Raw genomic sequence first — 24738 nt, forward strand, 5'->3', positions numbered from 1 at the left:
ACAGCACGGGACCGGGCCACGGTGAGCGGCGTGACCAAGGGTCGGCGGGCGGCGCGACGGGTACCCGGGGGCCGGGGCCCCCGGGTACCGGTGCGGTCAGCCTGTCGTCTCGCCGGACGGTACGGCGAGTTGGGCGCCCAGTGGCGCCGGTGTACCGAAGTTGGGTGTGCCGTCCGCGTTCCAGGTGAACTTCTGGGCCCGGGTGGAGCGGTTCATGTCGCAGCCGCCGCTGGCCGAACTGTTGGCGTGGTAGACGATCCAGTCCTCGGTGCCGTCGGGCGACTTGAAGAAGCCGTTGTGTCCCGGCCCGTACACGCCGTTGGCGTTGCTGCGCTGGAACACCGGCTGCGGTGACTTCACCCACGACGACGAGTTGAGCGGATCGCCACCGTTGTAGGTGAGCATGCCGAGCTTGTAGTCCGGCGTGGAACAGTGGCTGGCCGAGTAGACGATGAAGGTGCGGCCGTTGCGGTGCAACACCTCCGCGCCCTCGTTCACCGCACCACCGACCGTCTCCCAGCTCAGGGTCGGCGTGGACAGGATGCGCCGGGTGCCGCTGGCGGTCCACGGGTTGGAGAGCGGCCGGATGAACATCGGCTGCGAGCCGTTGTAGAACGTCCCCAGCAGGTACAGGTTGCCGTTGAGCTGCAGGATGCCCGGGTCCAGTTCCCAGGTGTTGTCCGCGGTCGGGTCGAGCATGTCGGCCTTGAACGTGTACGGCCCCATCGGATCCAGCCCCGCACTCTCCAGCACGTGGATCCGTTGGCTACCCAGATTGAAGGGCTCACGACCGGCGGTGTAGTAGAAGTACCACCGCCGTCCGCTCGGCCCATCCAGCAGATGGAACTCCGGTGCCCACATCGTTCCGGCACCGTTTGGCCGGGCCAGCGTGAACAGCAGGGTGTCCGGGGCGGTGGACAGGCCACCCAGCGTGCGCGACCGGCGCATCGTGACGGTGTTGTTCCAGGTCGTCGTGGCCAGGTAGTAATACCCCTCGTAGTACGTCAACCACGGATCCGGCCCACGCACCTTCAGCGGGTTGGTGAAGGTGGCGCGCGGCGGCGCGGTCGTCGGTGGTGCCGTGGTCGGCGTACCGGTCGTCGGTGGTGCGGTCGTCGGGGTGGTCGTGCCGGTGCAGGCGACGCCGTTGAGCGCGAAGTTGACCGGCGCCGGGTTGGTCGAGTTGTTCCACGAGGCGTTGAAGCCGATGCTGACTCCGGCGCCGGTACCGAGTCCGGCGTTCCAGGTCTGGTTGCGGGCGGTCACCTGGGTGCCGCTCTGGCTGACAATGGCGTTCCAGCCCTGGCTGACCTGCTGACCGGCGGCGAACGACCAGGTCAGGGACCAGCCGTTGAGCGGGTCACCGAGGTTCGTGAGGTCGGCGGTGCCGGTGAACCCACCGGACCACTGGGACCCGATCCGGTAGGTGACCGCGCATCCGGCGGCCGCGGCGGCCGAGCTGACGACGGTGATGGCACCGACCGCGCCGACGGCGCAGACGGCGACGGTGGCGAGGACGGAGCGCGGTTGGGTGAGGCGCATGGTGGCTCCCGAAGGCAGAGGATCCCGACGAAGACGGTCGCCCGGGAGCCGACTTCGCGCATCAACGTAGCCAGTCGGATTCATCGATGCAAGCCACTCCCCTGCATCGAGGACGATCGCTTGACAGCCCGACGCCCCCCGCTCAAAATGTGGTGGCTGGCCCCTCTACGCATCCTGATCCGGGCAGGGATCACGGCGGCCATACCCCGTACCTGCCGAAGACACGTAGGGATGCGACGATGAAATTCCGATCCGGATGGCGCCGCTGGCTGGCCGTGTTCGCGCTGGTCGTGCTCAGCACCGCGCCGGTGGTCGTACCACAGTCGACGCCGGCCGCGGCGGCAGCCGCCAAGACGGTCTGGATTCCGGAACGCTGGCAGAGCACCGGCGAGGTGCCCTGGGCGACGAACCGCACCAGGGAGTCGGCCAACTTCATCCTGCTCTGGGGCGAGAAGTCGGGCACCGACCCGAGGAGCGCGCCGAACGAGTTCCGCTTCGACCCCGACAACATCCTCAGCCAGCTCGAGACCCTGTACTCCTTCTACGTGAACACGATGAGATTCACGACGGAGACCGGGCTGCTGGCCCAACACAAGATCATCGTTATCGTCACGCGCACCTGGAACCGCACCGCGCTCGACGCCTGGGCCACCGGCGGCTCGACCGACGGCCGGGTCGGCGTCATCAACATCGCGCCCGCCGCCGCACAGCCCGGATCCTGGGGTCTGGCCCACGAACTGGGGCACGTCTTCCAGAACTACACCTTCCTCGGCCGCTCCGGCATGGGCTTCACGCACGCGTCATCCGGCACGTTCTGGGAGGCCAGCGCCGAGTTCATGGCGATGCAGGTCTATCCCAGGACGGCAGCCGGCGACCTCACCCGCTGGCTGCGCACGGAGAACCTGTACTACTCCTCGTCCCGGCACCACTACGGCGCCTGGATGCTGCCGCAGTACATCAAGGACCGCGACGGCATCGCGATGTTCAACCGGATCTGGAACGAGGCCCGGAACACCGAACATCCGCTGGAGGTGTACCGGCGGATCACCGGCATCACCCAGGCCGAGCTCAACCGGCGCATCGGCGAGTACGCCCAGCAGAACGTCACCTGGGACTACTCCAACCGCGCCGACTTCATGCCGTTCATCAACGGTGTGTACGGCGCCGGCTTCCTCAACGCGTACAAGGGCGTGCCGGTCGAAGCGGTCAACGCCGGCGCCCGGCACTACCGCATCTCCGACGCGATGGCGCCGTCCGACTACGGCTACAACAAGATCCAGCTCGTACCGGACAGCGACGGCGCGCTGATCCGCCTGCACCTGAAGGGGCACGCGGAAACCGGTGCCACCGGCTGGACCTTCGGGTTCGTCGCGGTGCGCAACGGCACACCCCGGTACGGACCGCTGACCCAGGGCACCTCCGGTCAGCTCAGCTTCCAGACCCAGCCTGGCGAACGGGAGGTGTTCCTGGTCGTCACCGGCACACCCGCCAGCGCCGTACCGAAGTACGCGTTCCTCGACGGCTGGCCGAAGAACCGCCGGTACCCGTACGAGTTCCGGATCTCCGGTGCGATCCCGTCCGGCCACGAGCCCGGGTACCAGAAGCCGGCCGCCACAAACGGCGGACGCTGGCACGCCAACGGCGGTGGCTGGGTCGCCGGCAACGCCAACGTCGCCGCGACGGCCTACGTCGGGCCGCGCGCCGCCGTCTACACCGGCACCGTCAGCGGCAACGCCCGCATCGAGGACCTCGCCTGGGTCAACGGAGGTACGGTCACCGGCAACGCGATCGTCAAGGGCAACGCGATCGTCCACGGCGGAGTCACCATCGGCGGCAGCGCGGTCGTCGGCGGCGACGCCGAGCCGCCGGCCGGGCCGACCGGAGGCAACTGCTCGTCGGGTACGTACCTGATGTTCAACCCGAGCCGGAGCTGCGACGGCGGCGGCGGTGAGGCGGACATCAACCCGTCACACGGCACCTTCACCTCCGACGAGCTCGCCATCACCGGCGGGACCGGCCCGACCACGCCGCCGCCCACCACCGGTCCGCCGACCACGCCGCCGCCCACCACTGCCCCGCCCACGACGCCGCCGCCGGGTGGCACCCTCTCCTGCCGGGTGCAGTACGCGGCCAACTCCTGGAACACCGGGTTCACCGGCGACGTGACCGTCACCAACACCGGCGCCAGCGCGGTCAACGGCTGGACGCTCGCCTTCTCGTTCACCAGCGGCCAGCAGGTGACCAGCGGTTGGAACGCCACGGTGACGCAGAGCGGATCGTCGGTTACCGCCCGGAACGCCGGTCACAACAGCACGATCGCCCCGAACGGCACCGCGTCGTTCGGTTTCCAGGGCAGCCACGGCGGCACCAACCAGCCGCCCACCGGCTGGACCCTCAACGGCTCTGCCTGCACCAGCTGACCCGCGTCGGGGTGGGCCGCGATCGCGCCCCACCCCGACGCCGTCCGGTGAACCGTCGGCAACTCGGCACCCACTCAGTGACCGCTGCCCGTCCGGCGGCGCCGACCTGGAAGGAAGCGACCATGCCTCGAAAGGCTCTCCTGTACGCGCTCCTCGCCACGCTCACCGCCGTGCTGGCCGTCATCGTGGCCAGACCCGCGCTCTCGGCCGCCGCCCCGGTCCGGATCATGCCGCTGGGTGACTCCATCACCGCCGGCCCCGGCTGCTGGCGTGCCCTGCTCTGGGACCGCCTCCAACGCACCGGATACACCAACATCGACTTCGTGGGTACCCAGAGCGGTGGCGGCTGCTCCGTGCCGCTGGACACCGACCACGAAGGGCACGGCGGCTTCTCGGCCACCGGCATCGCCGACCAGAACCAACTTCCGCCCTGGCTCGCGGCCACCAACCCGGACATCGTCCTCATGCACCTCGGCACGAACGACATGTGGGGCGGCTACATCCCCACCGACGCCAAGATGTCCGCACTCACCAAGCTGGTCGGCCAGATGCGGGCCAACAATCCGAGCGTGAAGATCATCGTGGCGCAGATCATCCCGATGGGCCAGAACGCCTGCGCCACCTGCCCGGCCGACGTGGTGGCGTTCAACAACCGGATACCGGGCTGGGCCGCCGGTCTGCGCACCGCCGGGTCGCCGATCGTCGTCGTGGACCAGTGGAGCGGCTTCAACCCGACCACGGACACCGGCGACGGGGTGCATCCGAACGCCGCCGGCTTCCAGAAGATGTCCGACCGCTGGTACCCGGCGCTCGCCCAGGTCCTCAACGGCGTCATCCCGCCACTGCCGACGGCGGGCCCGACCCGGACGCCCAGCCCCTCGGCCACGCCGTCGGCATCCCCGACCCCCGGCGGTGGCCGGTGCACCGCGAGCTACCAGGTGGTCTCCCAATGGAGTGGCGGCTTCCAGGGTGAGGTCACGGTGACCAACAGTTCCACCGCCACCGCCTCGGCGTGGACGGCGGCGTTCAGCCTCGCCAACGGTCAGCAGATCGCACAGGCCTGGAATGCCACCGTGACCCAGAACGCGGCGGCGGTCACCGCCCGGAACCTGAGCTGGAACGGCAGCCTGGCGGTCGGCGGCACGGCCAGCTTCGGCTTCCTGGCCTCCGGGAACGGCACCACCCCGGCGCCCGCCGTGAGCTGCACGCTCGCCTGACGGGTACGGGCCTGCCCGTGGCGGTACGAGCCAGCCGTCGGGCCGGGCCCGAGCGGCGGTCCCCTTGACAGGCAAGTGGCCACTTGCCTATAACTGTGCCCATGGACGCAGACCCAGACCTGTTCAAGGCCATCGGGGACGCGACGCGACGCATCATCCTCGACGAGCTGACCGACAGGGACGGACAGACGCTGTTCGAGATCTGCAGCCGGCTGACCATGAAGCACGGCCTGGCCTCCTCGCGCCAGGCCATCTCGCAGCATCTCGCCGTGCTCGAACAGGCCGGACTGGTGCACACCCGGCGGCAGGGCCGGTTCAAGTTCCACCACATCGACACGGGCCCGCTGCGCTCGATCGTCGAGCGGTGGCCCATCGACCGAGAGGAACCGGATCCATGATTCGCATCAGTATCACCAGCGTGCTCGTTGACGACCAGGCCAAGGCGCTCGCCTTCTACACCGAGAAGCTGGGGTTCATCAAGAAGACCGACGAGCCCGCTGGCGAAGCCCGCTGGCTCACCGTGGTCTCCGCTGCCAACCCCGACGGTGTCGAGCTGCTGCTGGAGCCGGACGGCCACCCGGCGGCGGGTCCGTTCAAGAGCGCCCTGGTCGCCGACGGCATCCCGTTCACCCAGTTCGCCGTCGACGACGTGTACGCCGAGGTCGAGCGGCTCAAGGGGCTCGGCGTCGAGTTCACCCAGGACGCGACCGACCTGGGGCCGGTGGTCACCGCCGTCTTCGACGACACCTGCGGCAATCTGATCCAGCTCGCCGCCATGAAGTAGTCGCGCTCCCCCACCGGCAGACATCGGGGTCGACGGCTCCGCCGTCACCCTGCCGCCTCCCAGCGCAGGTTCGGGCCATGCCGTCGACCCGGCCGCCGCGAACGTATCAGCGGCGCGGGCCGACGGCATGGGATCGAACGCTGACGGTCAGCCCGGTGTGGTCACCTGCGCCGGAGTCGACCGCTGGACGGAGGTGCCGTCGCCCAACTGTCCCGCCGCGTTGTTGCCCCAGCACCAAAGGCTGCCGTCGGTACGCACCGCGCAGTGGTGATAGCTGACGACAAAGCCGCTACTCCAGGTGGTGGCGTCGCCGACCCGGGTGGGGCTGTACCGGTGGGTGGTGGTGCCGTCGCCCAACTGTCCGGTGGTGTTGTTGCCCCAGCACCAGAGGCTGCCGTCGGTGCGGACCGCGCACGACGAGTCGTCACTTCCGTTGACCCTGGCCCAGGTGGTGGTCGTGCCGACCTGGACCGGTGAGCTCCGGTAGGTGCCGGTGACGCCCAACTGCCCGTACCCGTTCTCACCCCAGCACCACAGGGTCCGGTCGGCACGGACCGCGCAGGTGTGGGCGTAGCCGGCCGTCACGCCGGTCCACGTGGCGGTGCCGACCTGCGTCGGAGTCGTCTTGTAGCTCATGACGCCGACACCGAGCTGCCCGTTCGAACTGTCACCCCAGCACCACAGGGTGCCGTCGGTGCGGACCGCGCAGGTGTGCACGAACCCGGTCGTGACGCTCGCCCAGTTGGTCGCCGTGTCGACCCGTACCGGGGTGGTCGCGTCGTTGAGGGCGGCGCCGGTACCCAGTTGCGCATTACGGTTGCTGCCCCAGCACCACAGGGAGCCGTCGGTCCGGATGGCGCAGGTGTGGCTGTTGCCGGCACTGACACTGGCCCAGGTGGTGGCGTCGCCGACACGTACCGGGACGTTCCGGTTCGTGGTGGTGCCGTCACCAAGCTGGCTCCTGCGGTTGCTGCCCCAGCACCACAGCGTTCCGCCGGCCTGCACGGCACAGGTGTGACTGGTGCCAGCATCGATACTTGCCCAGGTGGTGGCCGTGCCGACGCGTACCGGGGTGTTCCGGCTCGTGTTGGTGCCGTCGCCAAGCTGACCACTGGCGTTCCCGCCCCAGCACCAGAGTGTTCCGTCGACCCGGACCGCACAGGTCTGCGAGTAGCCCGTGGCGATGCTGGACACCGCCGGGGCGGCAGCGGACGAGGCGCTCAGCGAGCCGCGCTCAGCGGGACTGACGCCTGCGGCAGCCGGGCCCGTCGTGACGCCAATGCCGAGCACGGCGATTCCGATGGATGTCGCCGCCGTGGCGATGACAGTCCTCGTTGAACGCCGCCATCGAGCCCACCGCCAACCAGCCAGATCTTCCTTCATGTACTTTTCTCCCCAAAAATTACGTCGATACCCAAACGGTGGAGGCGGCATTGCCCTGGTAGGTCGCCGGCGACCCACCAATTCATAGCATCGATCTTCGACATTGACTAGAGGCAATGTAAGACCGGACCGCGCAACGACTCCGCCGACGGGCAGGCCACGGACCTGAGCAGGCCGGCCCCGGGTACGGCCGACCGCGGGTAGGCGCGGACCAGGATCGGCGCGCCGTGCCGGTGGCCGTCGGAAACCTGCATGCGGGCCCGGTCGAGCACGGCGATGTGGTCGGCGGTGGTGTGCGACCCGGCCCGGTCTTCCCACGGCACCGGCGCGAGGCCTCCCGCGGGTGTTGTCCAGAAAACAGAAGGACGAATGGAAACCGAGGGCCTTTCTCCAGGAATTCTCTTTCGATAATCGGCCGCCCGATTCCTGCGGTAACGTGGCCAGGATTCGAATTCGGGACCTCTGGCCATGAATTCGGTAGGAGGTGTGGCAGCCTACACGCGAGTTCACGTTTGCCCAGCGCAACACATACGCGTCGGGTCGCCTCGGCCACGTCGCCACACCCGGCGGCGCTCCGTGCCACCGTGGTCGGCCCTGGCGTCCGAATGCGAGGATCAGGACCGTGCGGGATGTCTGGGACGTCGAAGGGCAAAGACACACGACGGCCGCCGAGCGGGACGTGATCACGCCGATACCGCTGCTCTTGCGGGACAACGCCCGGCGGTACGCGGATCGGACGGCGTACGCGGACGACCGGCGCGCCGTGACATGGGGCGAGTTGGAACGGCGTACCGGACGGCTCGGTGCCGGTCTCGGTGTCGAGCGCGGTGCCCGGGTGGCATTCTGCCTCGACGGCGGCGTCGACCTGGTGGAGGTGCTCCTCGCGGCGGTCCGGGCCACGGCTGTCGGCGTACCGCTGAGTCCACACTGCACCGAGGGCGAGTTGGCTGCCCTGCTCGCCGATTGCGAACCAGCGGTACTGGTGATCGACGAGCGACGCCTCGACCAGGTCGCCCGGGTGGTCGCGGGGCGTCGTCCGGTACGGCTGGTGGTCGCCGGGGCGGGTCCGCTGCCCGATGGTGCACGGCGGCTGAGCGACCTCACCGACGATGGCGACGACCCCGGGGAGCCCGTCGGGGACGCCCCGGACGACCTGAGCCTCGACGAGCCCGCCTTCATGCTCTACACGTCGGGAACGACCGGAGCGGCCAAGGGCGCCGTCTCGACCCAGCGGGCGGCCCTGTGGTCGGCGGTCAGTTGCTACGGGCCGGTGCTCCGCCTGACGTCCGACGACCGTCTGCTCTGGCCGCTACCGATGGCGCACAGCTTCGCGCACTCGTTCTGCGTGCTCGGTGTCACGGTGGCCGGCGCGAGCGCCCGGATCGTCTCCGAACCCGCTCCGGCGACGGTGGCCCGGCTCCTCGGCGAGGCGGCGCCGACAGTCGTCGCCGGGGTGCCGGTGACGTACCGCCAACTGCTGGACGCCGACCTGCCGGCGGTGTCGTCGCTGCGGATCTGTCTGACCGCCGGCGCGGTCAGCGACCCGAAGCTGCGGGCGGACGTCGAGGCCCGGCTCGGCGTACCACTGCTGGACTGTTACGGCAGTACCGAGACGTGCGGCATGATCGCGGTGGAGCCGGTCGCGGGACCCCGGACGCGCGGTACGAGCGGCCCGCCCGCTCCCGGCGTCGAACTGCGGCTGGTCGACCCCGCTACGGGCCGGGCAGCGGCACCGGACGCGGACGGCGAGGTCTGGGTCCGGGGCCCCAACCTCATGCTCGGCTATCACGGGCGGCCGCAGGCGACGGCGGAGGTGCTGCGGGACGGCTGGTACCGCACCGGTGACCTGGGCCGGATCGATCCGCACGGACATCTGAGCCTGGTCGGACGGGTCGGCGACCTGATCATCCGAGGCGGTACCAACGTGGACCCGGCCGAGATCGAACAGACGCTGCGGGGCCTGCCCGAGGTAGCTGACGCCGCCGTCGTCGCCCGGGCCCATCCGCTGCTCGGCGAGGTCCCGGTGGCCTTCGTCGTGTCGGCGGACCCGGCCGGGCTGACCGACCCGGCCGACCTGCTGCGGGCGTGTGCGCGGGCGTTGTCCGCGCACAAGGTGCCGGAGGAGATCGTCTTCACCCCGGTGATCCCGCGTACCACGTCCGGCAAACCCCGACGTCGGCTGCTGCGGGAGGCGCTCGCGGCCGGCACGTCCCCGGAGACGACCGCCCGGTTCGACGGCCTGACCGCCGGGGAACGCCGGGCCGCGCTGGCGGACCTGGTCCGCGCCGAGGTGGCCGCGATCTGTGGCCCGGTCGCCGACCTGGCCACGGCGTTTGCGGACCTCGGAATGACCTCGATGGCCGCCATGACGGTGTGGCACCGGCTCAGCCTGCGTACCGGGCTGCGACTGCCGACGACGGTGCTGTGGGATCAGCCCAGTCCCGCCGCCCTTGTGACCTATCTGGACGGTCGCTTCTCCGGCGGTGCGGCCGCCACCGTCGCTCGGCGCCCGAGAGCCGCCACCGAGCCGGTGGCGATCGTCGCCGTCGGCTGCCGGTACCCGGGCGGCGTGCGGTCACCCGAACAGCTGTGGCGGCTCGTCGACGACGGCGCGGACGCGACCAGTGAGTTCCCCACCGACCGCGGCTGGGACGTCGAGGCGCTGTACGACGCCGACCCGGACCGGATCGGTACGACGTACACCCGCCGGGGTGGGTTCCTGCACGACGCGGCGGACTTCGATCCGGCGTTCTTCGGCATCTCACCGCGCGAGGCCCTCGCCACGGATCCGCAGCACCGCCTGCTGCTCGAAGTGGCCTGGGAGGTGTTCGAGCGGGCCGGCATTCCCGCGCCGCGCCTGCGCGACAGCGACACCGGCGTCTTCGTCGGACTCATGCACGCCGACTACGCCAGCCGGTTGTCCGCCCACGAACTGGAGTCGCACCTGGGCATCGGCTCGGCCGGCAGTGTCGCGTCCGGGCGCATCGCCTACGTCTTCGGGCTGCGCGGCCCGACGATGACCATCGACACGGCCTGCTCGTCGTCGCTTGTCGCGATGGATCTCGCGGCGAAGTCGCTGCGATCGGGCGAGTGCTCGCTGGCCCTCGCCGGAGGGGTGACGGTGATGGCGACACCGGGGCCGTTCCTCGCGTTCAGCCGGCAGCGCGGCCTCGCCCCGGACGGTCGGTGCCGCTCCTTCGCCGCCGGCGCCGACGGTACGGCGTGGGCCGAGGGAACCGGGCTCGTCCTGCTGGAACGCCTGGCCGACGCGCGGCGTCACGGGCACCCGGTACTTGCCATCCTGCGCGGGTCGGCGGTGAACTCCGACGGCGCCTCGAACGGGCTCACCGCGCCGAACGGCGAGTCGCAGCGGGACCTCATCCGGCTGGCACTCGCCGACGCGGACCTCGAGGGAGCCGACGTGGACGTGGTGGAGGGGCACGGTACGGGCACCCGGCTGGGCGACCCGATCGAGGCGGCCGCGGTTCTCGACACCTACGGGCAGGACCGGCAGCAGCCCGTCTGGCTGGGTTCGGTGAAGTCGAACCTCGGGCACACCCAGGCGGCGGCGGGCGTGGCAGGCGTGATCAAGATGATCGAGGCGATGCGCCATCAGAAGCTCCCCCGGTCGCTGTACGCCGACGAGCCGTCGCCGTACGTCGACTGGACCGCCGGCGCGGTACGGCTGCTCGACACCGCCCGGCCGTGGCCCGCGCAGGGACGGCCACGACGGGCGGCGGTCTCCTCGTTCGGCATCGGCGGCACCAACGCGCACGTGATCATCGAGGAGCCGACCGCCGGGGTTGCCACGTCGGCCGTCGGGGCGGCGTCGGACGTCGACTCCGGCACCGAAGCCACCGGCGCGTCGCCGCCCGCCCGCGCCTCGGGTTGGGGCAGCCCACCCTGGCTGCTCAGCGGCGCCGACGAGGCCGGGCTGCGGGCGTACGCCGGGCGACTCGCGGGCGCGCTGCCGGACGCCTCCCCGCTGGACGTCGCGTACTCGCTGGCCACCGGGCGGACCGCGCTCGGACACCGGGCGGCGGTCCGGGCCGGGCACGTCGAGGCGGTACGCGACCTGGCTCGTGGAGTGCCGAACACCGGCGTACGTCGGGCGGTCGCCCGCCGCGATCCACGGTTGGCGTTCCTGTTCACCGGGCAGGGCGCACAGCGGCTCGGGATGGGCGACGAACTGGCGGCGGCCTTCCCCCGGTTCGCCGAGGCCTACGACGCGGTGTGCGCCGCGTTCACCCCGCACCTGGACCGGCCGCTCCGCAGCGTGGTCGACGGCACCGACGCCGAACTGCTGGACCGCACGGACTATGCCCAGCCAGCCCTGTTCGCGTACGAGGTGGCGCTGCACGCGCTGTACCAGGCGTGTGGGGTCCGGCCGGACCACCTCGCCGGACACTCGATCGGTGAGCTCGTCGCCGCGCACGTCGCGGGCGTACTCTCGCTGCCGGACGCGGCCCGGCTGGTCGCCGCGCGGGGGCGGTTGATGGCCGCCCTTCCCCCGGGCGGGGCGATGGTCGCGGTCCGGGCGACCGAGGGCGAGGTGGAGAAGCTCCTCGCCGACGGTGCCGGCCCGGTCGGGCTGGCCGCCGTGAACGGCCCGGACTCCGTCGTCCTCTCCGGCGCCGAGAACGCCGTGACGGAACTGGTCGCCCGGCTCGGGCGCCGGGCCAACCGGCTACGGGTGAGCCACGCGTTCCACTCGCCGCTGCTCGACCCGATGTTGGCCGACTTCCGGGCGGTGGCCGAGTCGGTGACCTACCACCGCCCGTCGGTGCCGGTGGTCTCCGGGTTGACCGGTCGGCCCGACCCGGACGCGCTGCGCAGCGCCGAATACTGGGTCCGGCACGCCCGCGAGACGGTCCGGTACGCCGACACGGTCGGCTGGCTCGACGGGGCCGGAACGTCCGCCTACCTCGAGGTCGGGCCGGACGCGGTCCTCGCCGTCCTCGCCGAGCGGTGCGTGGCGGCGGATTCGGACGCCGTCTTCGTACCCGGCCTCCGATCCGGGTCCACCGAGGTCACCGGCCTCCTCGACGCACTGACGACACTGCACCTGCACGGCGTGCCGGTGGACTGGCTGCCGGCGTACGCCGGCAGCGGCGCCCGGCGGTGCGACCTGCCGACGTACCCCTTCCAGCGGCAGCGTTACTGGCTGGACGCGACCCCGCCGGCCGTGGTGGCGTCCCACCCGATGCTCGGCGACCCGCAGCCCGCCGCCGACGGTCCACAGGTGCGGCACAGCGGGGTCCTCGCCGCCACCCGCCTGCCCTGGCTCACCGACCACGTGATCGGCGACGATGTCGTCGTGCCCGCCGCCGCGCTGGCCGAGCTGGCGTTCCAGGCGGCGGGTGCCGGCAGCGGCGCCGTCCGGCTGGCCGAGCTGACCATCTCCACCCCGCTGGTGCTGGCCGGTCCGGTGGACGTCCAGGTCGTCGTGGACGCGCCGGACCAGACCGGCGACCGCCCGCTGACCATCTGGGCCCGCCAGGACGGGTCCCGGGGTCCATGGTCCCGGCACGCCACCGCCACCGTCACGGCGCCGACCGGCCGCGCCCGGGCGACACCGACCGACTGGCCGCCGCCCGCCGCCCGGCCGGTCGCCGTCGACTACGCACGGCTGGGCGCGGCAGGATTCCGCTACGGTCCGGCGTTCCGCCTGGTCACCGGCTTGTGGCAGGATGCCGACACCGTCTACGCCGAGCTGACCCTGCCGGCGGACGGAGCCGGCGCCGGCCGGTACGGCCTGCACCCGGCATTGCTGGACGCGGCCCTGCACGCCAGCCTGCTGGCCGAACCACCGGACCGGCTACGGGTGCCGTTCACCTTCAGCGGAGTCGAGCTGCACACCCGCGGAGCCACCGCCGCCCGGGTGGTGCTCTCCCGGATCGGACCGGACGAGGTACGGCTCACCGTCGACGACCCGCTCGGTCGACCCGTCGCCACGATCGACTCGCTCGTCACCAGGGAGATCGACGCCGCGACCGCGGCCCGGACCACGGCCCGCCGGGCGCTGCACCGGCTCGACTGGGTACCGGCACCGACGGCCGGCAACGGCGGCCCGTACGAGCTGTACCGCCCGGCCGCGCCCGCCGACGGCGACCCGCCCGCCCGGGTACGCGCACTGCTCGGGAGCACCCTGCACCGGCTCACCGACTGGCTCGACGCCGACCGGCCGGGTCGCCTCGTCGTCGTCACCGAACGGGCCACCGGCGCCGACCCGGATCCGGCCATGGCGGCGGTCTGGGGGCTGGTCGGCAGCGCCCAGTCGGAACACCCGGGCCGGTACGGCGTCGTCGACCTGTGCGGCACGCCCGCGTCCGAGGCGGCCCTGGAGCGGGCGGCCGCGCTGGCCGAACCACGGCTCGCGGTCCACGGCGGCAGCATCGTCGCACCCCGGCTCGTTCCGTCCATCGCGGCCGACGGCCCCGCACCGGCCCTGGATCCGGACGGCACGGTACTGATCACGGGCGGCACCGGTGCCCTCGGCGCGATCCTGGCCCGCCACCTCGTCGCCGAGTACGGGGTCCGGCACCTGGTGCTCGCCAGCCGGCGGGGAGACCCGCCGTCCTGGGCCGACGAACTTCCGGCCCGGGTCAGCGTGGTCGGCTGCGACCTCGGCGACCGGTCGCAGGTCGACGCGCTGGTCGCCGCCTGCCGGCCGGGCCTGACCGCCGTGTTCCACCTCGCCGGTCTGCTCGACGACGGCGTACTCACCGCCATGTCGCCGGAGCGGATCGCCGCCGTACTCGCGCCGAAGGCAGATGCCGCCTGGCACCTGCACGAGGCCACCCGGGGGCTCGGGCTCGCGGCCTTCGTGACGTACTCCTCGGCGTCCGGGGTGCTCGGTCGGCCGGGTCAGGCCAACTACGCGGCCGCGAACGCGTTCCTGGACGCGCTGGCGCAGCATCGCACCGCCCGGGGATTGCCGGCGCAGTCGCTGGCCTGGGGCCTCTGGGAAACCGACGACGACACCGCCGGCATGGCCGGTAGGGCGGTGACCTACACGGCCCGTCGGCAGCTGACCGACGGCGGGATCCGGGCGCTCACCGTGGCACAGGGCACCGCGCTGCTCGACCGGGCGCTGCGCACCCCCGAGCCGGTGCTCGTCCCGCTCCTGCTGGACCTGCCGGCGTTGGCCGGCGCCGCCGTACCGCCGATCCTCAGCGCGCTGGTGCCGGCCGCCCCGGACGGCGCCACCACCGGAGCCGCCGACGACGCGCGTGCCGCGTGGCGTGCGACCCTGGCCGGAGTGCCGGCGGCGGACCGGAAGGCGACCCTGTCGACCCTGGTCCGGGCGGAGGTCGCCGCCGTGCTGGGCTTCGCGGACGCGGCGTCGTGGGACGCGGAGCGACACTTCACCGAGCTGGGCCTCGACTCACTCGCCGCGGTCCAGTTGCGCAACCGGCTCAGCACGTCCGCCGGGGTACGCCTGGAAGCGACGATCGCCCTCGATCATCCGACCCTGCCGGAACTCACCGCACACCTGTACCCGCTGCTGACCGAGGCGCTCTCCACCGGGGCGACGCCGATCGACGACGCGCCGACCGGGGCGACGGGCGAGGCGCCGCCGACCGGCGAGCGGATCGTGTCGGACCGGTTCACCGCGATCTACCACCGGGTCATCCGTGACCAGGGTGTGTCGGAGGCGATGGCGCTGCGGTACCTCGCCTCGTACGGGCTGCCGACGTTCACCGCCGCGCAGCGGGCGCGGCACGCCATCCCACCCGTACGCCTGGCCGAGGGTGACCCGCGCGGGCCGGTCCTGCTGTTCCTGCCCGGCTATCTCGCGCTCTCCGATCCGACCCCGGTCGGGCTGGTCCGGGCGCTCGCCGACGAATTCGACCTGCACATACTCGTCAATCCCGGCTTCGGTGCCCGCCGCGACGTCCCGGACAGCGTCGCCACGCTGGCCACCCTGCACGCCGACACGGTCCGTACCCTCGCCGGCGACCGGCCGGTGGTTCTCGTCGGCGAGTGCACCGGCGGCGGAGTCGCGCACGCCCTCGCCGGGCAGCTCGTGACCGACGGCGCCCCGCCGGTCGGCGTGATCCTCATCGACAGCCACCTCGGCCCGGCCGGCCGGGACGACAGGCGTGCGCTGGCGCTGGTGGCGGCGGATCGCAACCGCCCGGCGGAGCTGTTCCACGGCTTCTTCTCGGACGCCACGATGATCGCCGGCGGCGCGTACGTACGGATCTTCGACGGCTGGCAGCCGCAGGCGTCACCGGTACCCACGCTGCTGCTGCGCGCCGTTCCGACCCGGGAGATGCGGGACGCCGACCCCGGCGGGGACTGGTCGCCGCACTGGCCGCTACCGCACGAGGTCGTCGACATTCCCGGCGACCACTACACGATGGTCAGCGAGGACGCCGGGACGACCGCGACCGCCATCCGCGGCTGGATCCGCGACCTGCACGCGGCCCGGTAGCCGCCGGGCCGACCCCGGCGACCGAGTCCCACGAGCTCAGCTGGAGAGCGCCTCGGTCGGGGCCAGCCGGGCCGCGCGGCGGGCCGGGTAGAGCCCGGCGAGTGCACCGATGACGATCGACGCCAACACGCCACCCAGCAGCGCCTGCCCCGGCAGGGTTGTGGGCCAACCGCGACTGATCGCGTATCCAAGGCTGATGCCGACCCCCAGCAGCACGCCGACGGTACCGCCGAGCAGGGACAGGACGATGGACTCGGTGAGGAACTGCAGTCGTACCTGACGACGGCTGGCGCCGATCGCACGGCGTAGTCCGATCTCCTGGCGGCGCTCCAGAACGGAGATCACCATCGTGTTCGCCACCCCGACCCCGCCCACCAGCAGCGCGACCGCGCCGAGCCCGAGAAAGAGCCCGTTGAACGTCGATTTGGCGGCGAGTTGGGCGGTGAGCGCGTCCGACGGCCGGCTGACCGCGACATCCTGCGGGTTCTCGGGGTTGACTGTCCGGCCGAGGAGTTCCTGCACGGTCCGCACGTCCTCGTCGGCCGAGCGTTCGTACAGCCTCGACGGGTGGCCGTCGAAGTCGAACAGCCGCTGGGCGATGGGCCAGCCGATGAGCACGGCCCGGTCGATCTCCGGGGCGAAGGCGACCGGGTCGAGTACTCCGCTGACCACGAACCAGTGGCCGCCGACGTACACTCGGATGCCTGGCTGGTCCACGCCGAGCCGGAGCGCGGCGACGGCACCGAGCGCGACGGCCGGATATTCCGCCGTCGCCGGGGTGAGGAAATCTCCCGACCGCATCGTCCCGTCCAGCGTGCCCAGCAGGTCGAGCCGGGTGGCGAGCACCGCGATCCCGCCGGACTCCTGGGCCGGAATCCGGTCCGTTCGCCGAACGGTGGCGCCGGGTACGGTGCCGACCGCCGAGACCGAACGGACGGCGGGGATCCGGGCGACCATGGTGATCGACTCGGCGGGCAGCTGGGTGTTCTCGCCGAACAGCGTCTGGCCCGCCTGCACGGTCAGCAGGTTGGTGCCGAGCCGATCGATCTGTTCGAGCAGCTCGGCCCGGCTCGCCGCGCCGATGCCGAGGACCGCCACCATGGCGGCGACGCCGATGCTGATGCCGAGCGCGGACAGGGCCGCGCGCAGCGGCCGCCCCCGGACCCCGAGCAGACCTTCCCGGACGAGGTCCCGCCCGGCGAGTCGGGCCGGTGTGGGCAGTGCCGGCAGGTTCGGATCGCTCATCACCCTGCCTCCGATCGCCGCACGTCGGCCCTGATCCGCCCATCGAGGATCTCGACCCTGCGAGGCATACTCTCTGCCACCTCCCGATCGTGGGTGACGACGGCGATCGTCGTCCCCTGCGCGTTGAGGTCGCGCAGCAGCCGTAACACGCCGGCGCCGGAGACGCTGTCCAGGCTGCCGGTCGGCTCGTCGGCCAGGACGATCGAGGGCTGGCTGATCACCGCTCGGGCAATCGCCACCCGTTGACGCTCCCCGATGGACAGCTGGGTGGGGCGGTGGGTGAGTCGGTGTCCGAGCCCGACCCGGGTCAGTGCCGATGCGGCCCGCCGGAGCCGTTGCCCGACCGGCACACCGTGGTACAGCAGCCCGGTCGCCACGTTCTCGACCGCGCTCAGGTGCGGAGTCAGGAAGAACTGTTGGAAGACGAAGCCGATCCAGTTCGCCCGTACGGCGGCGAGCTGCCGGTCGTTGAGTCGGGCCGCGTCGTGCCCCAGTACCTGTACGGTGCCGGCGCTGGGCCGGTCCAGCGTGCCCATCAGGTGCAGGAGGGTGGTCTTGCCGGACCCCGAGGGGCCGACGATGGCGAGCAGCTCGCCTGGGGCGATACGCAGGGACGCGTCGGTCAGCGCCCGCACACCACCCCGATACGTCCGGCAGACTCCGGACAGGGCGAGGACGGGGATCACGGTGCGGGCACCTCGATCCTCATCCCCTCGACCAGGCCGTCGCCGCTCACTTCCACCTGGCCGTCGGCGAACGCACCGGGCCGAACCGGGAGCAGGCGCGGATCCGCGGTACCGTCGACGACCTCGACGGCGTACCCGCCCTCGGGATGGGCCACCAACGCGGTCACCGGTACGGCCAGCACGCCCCGGCGCATCGCGAGGGTGAAGCCGACGGTCACCGGAGCGTGGTCCAACCGGCCGGCGGCGGACGGGTCGCCCAGCCTTATCTCGACGGGGATCGTCGCGTTCTGTACGGCCTGACCGGGCTGCCCCTGACCGGCCGCACCGTCGGTGTCGGCATCCCCGCTGGAGGTGGCCACGGTACCGATGCCGGCGATCACCCCGCTCGTCGAGCCACCGGTCGGCAGCTCGACGACCACCTCGGCGCCCTCGACCGCGAGCTGCTGCTTCGCCGCGGGAAGGTCCACCGCGACCACTCGGCGGGTGCCGGTCGCCAGCAGCACGTTCCCCTGCGCGGGTCGGCCGAGCAGGCCGGGAACGCTGCCGACCCGGATCGCGTCCGGGGTGACGACGACCATCGCCGGGGTCACCACGCCGGTGCGGGGCAGCCGGGCGTCTTCCTGCCAGCGCCGCACGGCGGCCCGGGTCGCCTCGGTGAAGCGGTTGTCGACCGTCATGCCCCGGTAGCCGAGCGCCGCGAGGTTGCGTTCCACCGCCAGCACGTCCGCCCCGTTCGACACTCCGACCCGCAGGTCCCGCCAGAGCGGGGTCGGTCCGTAGAAGAGCCGGACGAGTCGGCCGTCGACCCCGTACACCTGTTGTCCCCGCCGGATCTCCCGCCCCGGCGCGGGTAGCCAGGTCAGTACGCCGCCGCTGCCGGCGATCGGGTACGACCCGGCGTACCGCAGCGTGCCGTCTACCCGCTCGCGCTCGATCAGGTCGGTGCGCTGCACGGTGGCGACGGCGCCGGGCGTGGCGGGCCGCTCAGCGGCCTGCCGTGGCGACTGCCGGACGACCAGGATGGCGGCGGTGGCGGCGACCACGGCCGCCGTACCGGCCGCCATCCACCAGCCCGTACGCCGGGACAACCGCGCCGACTGTCTCGACGTGTCCTCCCAGTCGGTGGAGGTGACCGGCTGCTCGGCCTGGTCCACGGCGTCGGGACCCTCCGCCGATACCTCTCGGCTCACCGTGGGGCGCCAGCGGGGCTGGAACCGTGGACGCCCGGCTTGCCCTTGCCCATCTGCGCCAGGCATTCGTTGGTGTCGCTCTTGAACTTGACCGGATCGCTGTTCACCCGGGGCGCGATCGCACGGTCCGGCTGCGGGTCCGGTACGTCGTAGCCACGGGCCCGCAGGCACTGCGCCAGCTTGAGCGCGTCGTCCATGGCCTGTGGGTTCTCCTGCTTGAGGTCCTGCTGCGGGGCGTGCTGCCGGCACGCCTCCTTGGCGGCCGTCATCTTCGCGTCGTCCTTGCCGCCATCGGTGTCCGCCCCGGCGGCGGGACTCTGGCCCGGGTCCGGAACGTTGACGCCCTGTTCCCGCATGCATTGCGCCCAGCGCAGCATCCGGTCGTCGACACTCGTGGTGACGGGCGCCCCGGCCGGGCCGCCCCCGCTGTTGTCGCTCCCGCCGCAGCCGGCAAGCACGAGCGTCGCCACGGACGCCAGCACGATCCCGGTCGTCGATGGAAGTCTCATCACCATCACGTCCTCTCGTTCGGGCGTTTCGGCCACCGTGGCCCGCCCAGACGCCAGGTGTAGCAAAGCGGACGTTGCGTCCCGGTTTCCTGCCGTGATAACTGGGACGAAACGTGCCGCGACATAGCATGACCACAGGTGTCATGGCGCATCGGAGGGTTTTTCATGCGGGTACTGGTGGCCGAGGACGAACGGGTACTTGCCGACTATGTGGCCGAGGGCCTGCGCCGCCGGTCGATGGCGGTCGACGTGGCCTACGACGGCATCGGTGCGCGGGATCGACTCGCGTACAACGACTACGACGTACTGGTGCTGGATCGCGACCTGCCGGGGATACACGGCGACGACGTCTGCCGTGAACTGGTCCGCGAGGGCGCCCGAACCCGGATCCTGATGCTCACCGCCGCCGGGGCGGTGCGGGATCGGGTGGAGGGGCTCGGGATCGGGGCCGACGACTACCTGGCCAAGCCGTTCGACTACGCGGAACTGGTGGCCCGGGTCCAGGCGCTGGGGCGCCGCGCCCAGCCGGCGGTACCGCCGGTGCTGCAACGGCAGGGAGTCATGCTCGACAGTGCCCGGATGCAGGCCTTTCGCGACGGGGTCTACCTGCCACTGTCCCGCAAGGAGTTCGCCGTCCTGGAGGTCCTGATGCGGGCGGGTGGAACGGTGGTCAGCACCAGCGAGCTGCTGGAACGCGCCTGGGACGAGAACGCGGACCCGTTCACCAGCGCGGTTCGGGTCACGATGAGCAAGTTGCGGGCGAAGCTGGGCGAGCCCAACGTCATCGAGACCGTCGCCGGCGCCGGCTATCGCATCTAGCGCCATGGCCAGACTCCTGCCGATCCTCCTGCGTCGCCCACGACCGACTGTCCGGGCACGCCTCGCCGCCCTGTACGGCGGGCTCTTCCTGGCCACCGGTACGACGCTGGTGGCGATCGTGTACCTGCTGCTGCGCAAGCTCGTCTACGCCAAGCACCACCGCATGATGCTGTCGGAGGAGGCGAAGCGCAGCCTGGCGGCCGAGAAGACGCCGGGCAAGACGCCGTCCACGAGTGGCGCCGAGGCCCAGCTGAATGACCTTGCCCAGGCCACCGCGGACGTCCGCGACGAGATGCTACGCAACCTGTTGATCGTCTCCGTGGTCTCACTGGCCGTGCTGGCGTTGCTGACGGTGCTGCTGAGCTGGTGGCTCGTCGGCCGGGCACTTCGGCCACTGCGCCGGATCGTCGCGACCGCCCGCCGGCTGTCCGTGGAGAACCTCGACGAGCGGATCGCGCTCTCCGGTCCCGACGACGAACTGAAGGAACTCGCCGACACCTTCGACGACATGCTGGCCAGGCTGGAGGACGCGTACGCCGGGCAGCGCCGGTTCGTCGCCAACGCGTCACACGAACTTCGCACGCCGCTGGCGATCCAGCGTGCCGCCATCCAGATCGGTCTCGCCGATCCCGCGCCGGAACCGATCGCCAAGGTCCGCGAGGAACTTCTCGTCGCCAACCGGCGCACCGAGCGGCTCATCGAGGGACTGCTCCTGCTCGCCCAGAGCGAACCCGAACTTACCCATCGGGAGCCGGTGGCTCTGGACCGGCTCGCGAGCGAGGTGGCCGAACGGCAGGCTGAGTACGCGCGGGCGGCCGGTGTCCGGATCGACGTCGATGTCCAACCGACCGAGGTCGCCGGTGATCCGGTTCTGCTCGCCCCGTTGATCGAGAACCTGGTCCAGAACGCGGTGCGGTACAACCGGTCGGGCGGCAGCGTACGGATCAGCGTCAGTCCGTACGACGGCGTACGGGTCCGCAACACCGGCCCGGCCGTACCCGAGGACGAGATACCCGAGTTGTTCGAGCCGTTCCGTCGGGGCGGGCTGCGGCGGACCCGCTCCGGCGACGGGGCCGGACTCGGACTGTCGATCGTGCGCGCGATCGCCAGGGCACACCACGGCACGGTGTCGGCTCGACCGAACCCGGGCGGCGGGCTGGAGGTCGAGGTACGGCTGCCGGTGTCGACGCCGGCCGCCGTCGAGTCGAAGGGAGTACTTCTTCGGTGATCGAATTCGTCGTGGTCCTCGCGGCGGGCGCCCGGTTCGCGGTCGGGTTCACCCTGCTCGCGTCCGGTGCCGCCAAGGCACGTGATCCGGTGGGCTTCATCCGGGGCGTCCGCGACTACCGGCTGGTACCCGACCGGCTCGGACCGGTGGTCGCGGTCGGCGTGCTCTGCGCCGAACTGGTGGTCGGGATGGCCCTGCTGGCCGGGATGATGCTGGCCTGGGCGGCAGCCGGAGCGGTGGCCCTGGGCCTGGTCTTCACGGCGGCGATAGCCGTCAACCTACGTCGTCGTCGACCCCTGCCGTGCTACTGCTTCGGGCCGGGCGAGTCCATCTCGGCGCGATCACTCGTCCGGGCCGCCGCTCTGGTCATCGCCGCCGCCGCCGTCCTGTCGGCCGGGTGGACCGGTGCCGATCTGACGGCACCGACGCTTCCCGCCACCCTGCTACAGGCCACGGTGGGGCTCGGCCTGTTGGCGATCATGAGCTGGCTGCTCGTCCTGCCCGAACTGCGGTCGCTGCGCGCGGCGCCCGGTCCGCTGGCCACCGCGGCAGCGTCGTCGTCCGAATCCCCTCGGTAGGAGGAACCTGAGATGCCGACCTCGACGCTCTTCTCAGTCAGCTACGGGGTGCTGTGGCTCATCGTGCTCGCGCAGACGTACGTACTGTTGAAGATCATCCGGGGCCGCGGCATCTCCGTCGGTGCGGCCGGCGGCGGTGCGGACCGGCCGGCCGAGCCGCTGCCGGCCGGATCTCCCGCACCCGACTTCAAGGCACCGCAGTTGGGCCAGGCAGAGTTCCTCAACAGCCACCGGTTGCGGGGCAACCGGGTACTGCTGGCGTTCGTCGGCCCGGACTGCTTCGTCTGCGCGAGGTCGACACCGGCGCTGCAAAAAATCTCCCACGTCACCGAGGCGAAGCTCATCCTCGTCTGCCTGGGGCCGGCCGACCGGTGTACCGACTTCGTCGCCCGCTATGCGCCAACCGCCGTCGCACTGCACGACGAGACCGGTGCGCTGGCCCAGCGGTTCCGCGCCTCGAAGACACCGGCCGCCGTACTGCTCGACGAGGCGTGGCGGATCCTCCAGTACGGCGCACCGGTCGACGCGGACGGCCAGTGGAAGTTCTCCACGCCGCCGAAGTCCACACCCGACCCTGTCGGTCAGCGTTGACCCGCGGGCGCCTGCGCGTACGCCGCCGCCTGCATGGTGAACAGTTCGGCGTACTCGCCGTCGTGCCGCATCAGCTCCTCGTGCGTACCCTCCTCGACCAATTGACCCCCGTCGAGCATCAGAATCCGGTCGGCTCGCCGGACCGTGGAGAAGCGGTGCGAGACGTAGACCGTCGTACGCCCCTCGGCCAGCTGCCCGAGCCGGTCGAACAGCTCGTGCTCGGCGCGGGCGTCGAGGGCCGATGTCGGTTCGTCGAGCAGCAGGACCGGTGTGTCCCGCATGAAGGCGCGGCTGAGAGCGACCTTCTGCCACTCCCCGCCGGAGAGTTCGACACCGCGCGCGAACCATTTGCCGAGCGGTGTGTCGAAGCCGTCCGGCAGATCGGCGAGCAGGTCGAGGGCGCCCGCCTTCCCGGCCGATGCCTCGATCCTGGCCCGGTCGTCCAGGTGCCGTACGTCGCCGAGCCCGATGTTCTCCGCGGCCGTGGCCTGGTACGCCACGAAGTCCTGCAGCATCACGCCGATGCTGCCCCGCAACTCGTCCGGATCCAGCTCACGCAGGTCGACCCCGTCGATGGTGATCCGCCCCGCGCTGGGGTCGTAGAGCCGGGCGACGAGCTTGACGACGGTCGACTTGCCCGCCCCGTTGCGGCCGACCAGGGCGACCGTCTGGCCCGACCGGATCTCGAAGCTCAGGTCGGTCAGTGCGGGGTGGTCCGAGCCCGGATAGCTGAAGCTGACGTTCTCGAACACGACATGGCCGCGCAGCGGGCTGGGCAGCGGGCGCGGATGCGCGGGCCGGGTCGCCACCGGGGTGGCCAGCAGGTGGTAGAGCGTGTCGAGGTAGAGGTTGTTCTCGTACACGCTGGTCAGGCCGCCGAACAGGCTCTGGACCGCCGTCTGCAGCGCGGTGGCGGCGGCGGTGTAGAGGATCAGGTCGCCGAGGGTGAGCCGACCGGACACCGCGCCCAGCGCCACGTACAGGAAGGTGAGCGAACCGGCCAGAACCGCGACCATGCTCCACGCGCAGCCGATCAGATATCGGGCGGTGACCAGCCGACGCTGCCGGGCGTAGAAGATCCCGCCGAGGAGGCGGAATCGGTCCACCAGGTACCCGCCCAAGCCGAACAGTTGCGTTTCCTTCGCGTACCTGTCCGTGGTGACCAGGCTCGACAGATACTCCATCCGCCGCCGGATCGGTGAGGCCCACAAGGTGACGAGAAATCCGCGTTGCCCGTAGCGGGCATCGGAAATGAACGCGGGAACCGGCGCCAGCAACGCGACGAGCGCGAGCCACGGACTCAGGCCGACAAGGAGTGCGACCATGCTGGCAAATGTCAGTGCGGCCTGACAGAGCCCGAATACGCTACCGACCATCGCCACCGGCCGGGTGGTCGCCTCCTGTTGAGCCTGGCGGAGCAGATCGTACGACTTCGAGCCTTCGAAGAATGCCAGGTCCAGTTTGCTGGCATGGGTCATCACCTTGAGCCGGATCGACAGTGTCATACGCTCCTGGAGCAATTGCCGCGTCATTGCGTTGACCGCCGTGGCGAGCGAACTCGTCCCGAAGACGAGGAACTGGGCCAGGGTGAGCACGACGATCGCCTCGGTCCCGGTCAGTTCCGGCGAGCGCAGCGTCAGTCCTGGCAGTGACACGCTGAGTACCTGCAGGTCAGGAAGTTGATCGGCGCGGGCCTGAAGGGTCCGCACGACGGTGTCGACCAGCATCCGCACCAGGTACGCGGCGGCCGCCGGCACCAGACCCGCCACCACCGTGCCGGCGGCCAGACCGAGAGTCAGCCGCGGGCTGGCCTGCCAGACCAGCGCGAGTACTCGCGGCACCCCACGCAGCGTCCCGCCGATCGTGGCGCCGAGCCGACGCAGTCGGGAACGGATGTCGCGGCGAGCCGGCTGAGGTGGCGATTCGGGTGCGTCGGATTCGCCGGTGAAGCCGCTCCAGGGAGAAGCCGAGGGCTCGTCCTTGCGGATGAAAAACTGCATCGACTTCATGTTGCCTCCACTGTGGTGAGCGTCGTACGTCGATGTGCAGCATTCGCAAAAGCTGCCCGGACAGGAACTCCACCGGAGGGTCGCCGGACGTCTGGCG

The 24738-nt window shown here is 71.4% G+C and carries 16 protein-coding genes and 2 pseudogenes; 10 read left to right on the forward strand and 8 right to left on the reverse strand.

Annotated features, from left to right (window positions below; genetic code table 11):
* Positions 1-96: 96 nt before the first annotated feature.
* Entirely contained in the window at positions 97-1542 is a 1446-nt protein-coding gene (locus H4W31_RS33105) for a family 43 glycosylhydrolase (RefSeq protein ID WP_192770205.1), read from the reverse strand.
* A 239-nt stretch (positions 1543-1781) separates the two neighbouring features.
* Here H4W31_RS33105 and H4W31_RS45045 point away from each other — a divergent pair.
* The 5 genes and pseudogenes from H4W31_RS45045 to H4W31_RS33125 form a co-directional block, all read left to right on the forward strand.
* Positions 1782-3110: pseudogene (locus H4W31_RS45045) on the forward strand (DUF6055 domain-containing protein); the annotation flags it as partial.
* Between the two features lie 477 nt (positions 3111-3587).
* Positions 3588-3962 (forward strand): annotated as a pseudogene (locus tag H4W31_RS45050) (cellulose binding domain-containing protein); the annotation flags it as partial.
* Positions 3963-4084: 122 nt separating this feature from the next.
* Positions 4085-5179: a cellulose binding domain-containing protein gene (locus H4W31_RS33115; protein WP_192770206.1), complete on the forward strand. Its 1095-nt coding sequence runs from the start codon at positions 4085-4087 to the stop codon at positions 5177-5179.
* A 101-nt stretch (positions 5180-5280) separates the two neighbouring features.
* Entirely contained in the window at positions 5281-5577 is a 297-nt protein-coding gene (locus H4W31_RS33120; RefSeq protein WP_192770207.1) for an ArsR/SmtB family transcription factor, read from the forward strand.
* Positions 5577-5963 (forward strand): VOC family protein, encoded by a 387-nt coding sequence (locus tag H4W31_RS33125; RefSeq protein WP_318783763.1) that lies wholly within the window; start codon positions 5577-5579, stop codon positions 5961-5963. The genes H4W31_RS33120 and H4W31_RS33125 overlap by 1 nt, the downstream gene beginning before the upstream one ends.
* A gap of 147 nt (positions 5964-6110) precedes the next feature.
* Here the strand turns inward: H4W31_RS33125 and H4W31_RS33130 are convergent, their stop codons facing one another.
* A complete protein-coding gene (locus H4W31_RS33130) occupies positions 6111-7253 on the reverse strand; it encodes a hypothetical protein (RefSeq protein ID WP_318783547.1) in 1143 nt (380 codons plus the stop codon).
* A gap of 200 nt (positions 7254-7453) precedes the next feature.
* Positions 7454-7669, reverse strand: coding sequence for a hypothetical protein (locus H4W31_RS33135; protein WP_192770210.1), 216 nt, complete (start codon positions 7667-7669; stop codon positions 7454-7456).
* A 299-nt stretch (positions 7670-7968) separates the two neighbouring features.
* Here H4W31_RS33135 and H4W31_RS33140 point away from each other — a divergent pair, with 299 nt between their 5' ends.
* A complete protein-coding gene (locus H4W31_RS33140) occupies positions 7969-15786 on the forward strand; it encodes a type I polyketide synthase (RefSeq protein ID WP_318783548.1) in 7818 nt (2605 codons plus the stop codon).
* 36 nt (positions 15787-15822) lie between these two features.
* Here the strand turns inward: H4W31_RS33140 and H4W31_RS33145 are convergent, their stop codons facing one another.
* The 4 genes from H4W31_RS33145 to H4W31_RS33160 are packed head-to-tail and all read right to left on the reverse strand — an operon-like array spanning position 15823 to position 19416.
* Entirely contained in the window at positions 15823-17031 is a 1209-nt protein-coding gene (locus H4W31_RS33145; RefSeq protein ID WP_192770211.1) for an ABC transporter permease, read from the reverse strand.
* Positions 17031-17717 carry an ABC transporter ATP-binding protein gene (locus H4W31_RS33150; protein WP_192770212.1) on the reverse strand — a complete coding sequence of 229 codons (687 nt, stop codon included), beginning with the start codon at positions 17715-17717 and terminating at the stop codon, positions 17031-17033. Before H4W31_RS33150 ends, H4W31_RS33145 begins: the two co-directional genes overlap by 1 nt.
* Positions 17714-18907 (reverse strand): peptidoglycan-binding domain-containing protein, encoded by a 1194-nt coding sequence (locus H4W31_RS33155; protein ID WP_318783549.1) that lies wholly within the window; start codon positions 18905-18907, stop codon positions 17714-17716. Before H4W31_RS33155 ends, H4W31_RS33150 begins: the two co-directional genes overlap by 4 nt.
* Positions 18904-19416, reverse strand: coding sequence for a hypothetical protein (locus H4W31_RS33160; RefSeq protein ID WP_192770213.1), 513 nt, complete (start codon positions 19414-19416; stop codon positions 18904-18906). Before H4W31_RS33160 ends, H4W31_RS33155 begins: the two co-directional genes overlap by 4 nt.
* 165 nt (positions 19417-19581) lie before the next feature.
* Here H4W31_RS33160 and H4W31_RS33165 point away from each other — a divergent pair, with 165 nt between their 5' ends.
* From H4W31_RS33165 to H4W31_RS33180, 4 genes are read left to right on the forward strand one after another with little or no spacing between them, the layout of a single operon-like run.
* The gene (locus H4W31_RS33165; RefSeq protein WP_192770214.1) at positions 19582-20235 is read left to right on the forward strand and encodes a response regulator transcription factor; all 654 of its coding nucleotides are present in this window, start codon (positions 19582-19584) and stop codon (positions 20233-20235) included.
* Between the two features lie 4 nt (positions 20236-20239).
* Positions 20240-21463, forward strand: coding sequence for a sensor histidine kinase (locus H4W31_RS33170; protein WP_192770215.1), 1224 nt, complete (start codon positions 20240-20242; stop codon positions 21461-21463).
* Complete coding sequence (locus H4W31_RS33175; RefSeq protein WP_192770216.1) at positions 21460-22041, forward strand: MauE/DoxX family redox-associated membrane protein; 582 nt, start codon at positions 21460-21462, stop codon at positions 22039-22041. The genes H4W31_RS33170 and H4W31_RS33175 overlap by 4 nt, the downstream gene beginning before the upstream one ends.
* Before the next feature lie 12 nt (positions 22042-22053).
* Entirely contained in the window at positions 22054-22632 is a 579-nt protein-coding gene (locus H4W31_RS33180) for a peroxiredoxin family protein (RefSeq protein ID WP_192770217.1), read from the forward strand.
* Here H4W31_RS33180 and H4W31_RS33185 read toward each other — a convergent pair.
* Entirely contained in the window at positions 22623-24632 is a 2010-nt protein-coding gene (locus tag H4W31_RS33185; protein WP_225945798.1) for an ABC transporter ATP-binding protein, read from the reverse strand. The genes H4W31_RS33180 and H4W31_RS33185 overlap by 10 nt on opposite strands.
* Positions 24633-24738: the final 106 nt, after the last annotated feature.

Source organism: Plantactinospora soyae, from assembly GCF_014874095.1.
GTDB classification, from domain to species: Bacteria; Actinomycetota; Actinomycetes; order Mycobacteriales; family Micromonosporaceae; genus Plantactinospora; species Plantactinospora soyae.

What these genes read in the sequence shown, in the direction of transcription:
- H4W31_RS33105 (WP_192770205.1), bottom strand. Translation starts at nt 1,542, where the DNA reads ATGCGCCTCACCCAACCGCGCTCCGTCCTCGCCACCGTCGCCGTCTGC.
- H4W31_RS33115 (WP_192770206.1), top strand. Translation starts at nt 4,085, where the DNA reads ATGCCTCGAAAGGCTCTCCTGTACGCGCTCCTCGCCACGCTCACCGCC.
- H4W31_RS33120 (WP_192770207.1), top strand. Translation starts at nt 5,281, where the DNA reads ATGGACGCAGACCCAGACCTGTTCAAGGCCATCGGGGACGCGACGCGA.
- H4W31_RS33145 (WP_192770211.1), bottom strand. Translation starts at nt 17,031, where the DNA reads ATGAGCGATCCGAACCTGCCGGCACTGCCCACACCGGCCCGACTCGCC.
- H4W31_RS33160 (WP_192770213.1), bottom strand. Translation starts at nt 19,416, where the DNA reads ATGAGACTTCCATCGACGACCGGGATCGTGCTGGCGTCCGTGGCGACG.
- H4W31_RS33165 (WP_192770214.1), top strand. Translation starts at nt 19,582, where the DNA reads ATGCGGGTACTGGTGGCCGAGGACGAACGGGTACTTGCCGACTATGTG.
- H4W31_RS33170 (WP_192770215.1), top strand. Translation starts at nt 20,240, where the DNA reads ATGGCCAGACTCCTGCCGATCCTCCTGCGTCGCCCACGACCGACTGTC.
- H4W31_RS33180 (WP_192770217.1), top strand. Translation starts at nt 22,054, where the DNA reads ATGCCGACCTCGACGCTCTTCTCAGTCAGCTACGGGGTGCTGTGGCTC.
- H4W31_RS33185 (WP_225945798.1), bottom strand. Translation starts at nt 24,632, where the DNA reads ATGCAGTTTTTCATCCGCAAGGACGAGCCCTCGGCTTCTCCCTGGAGC.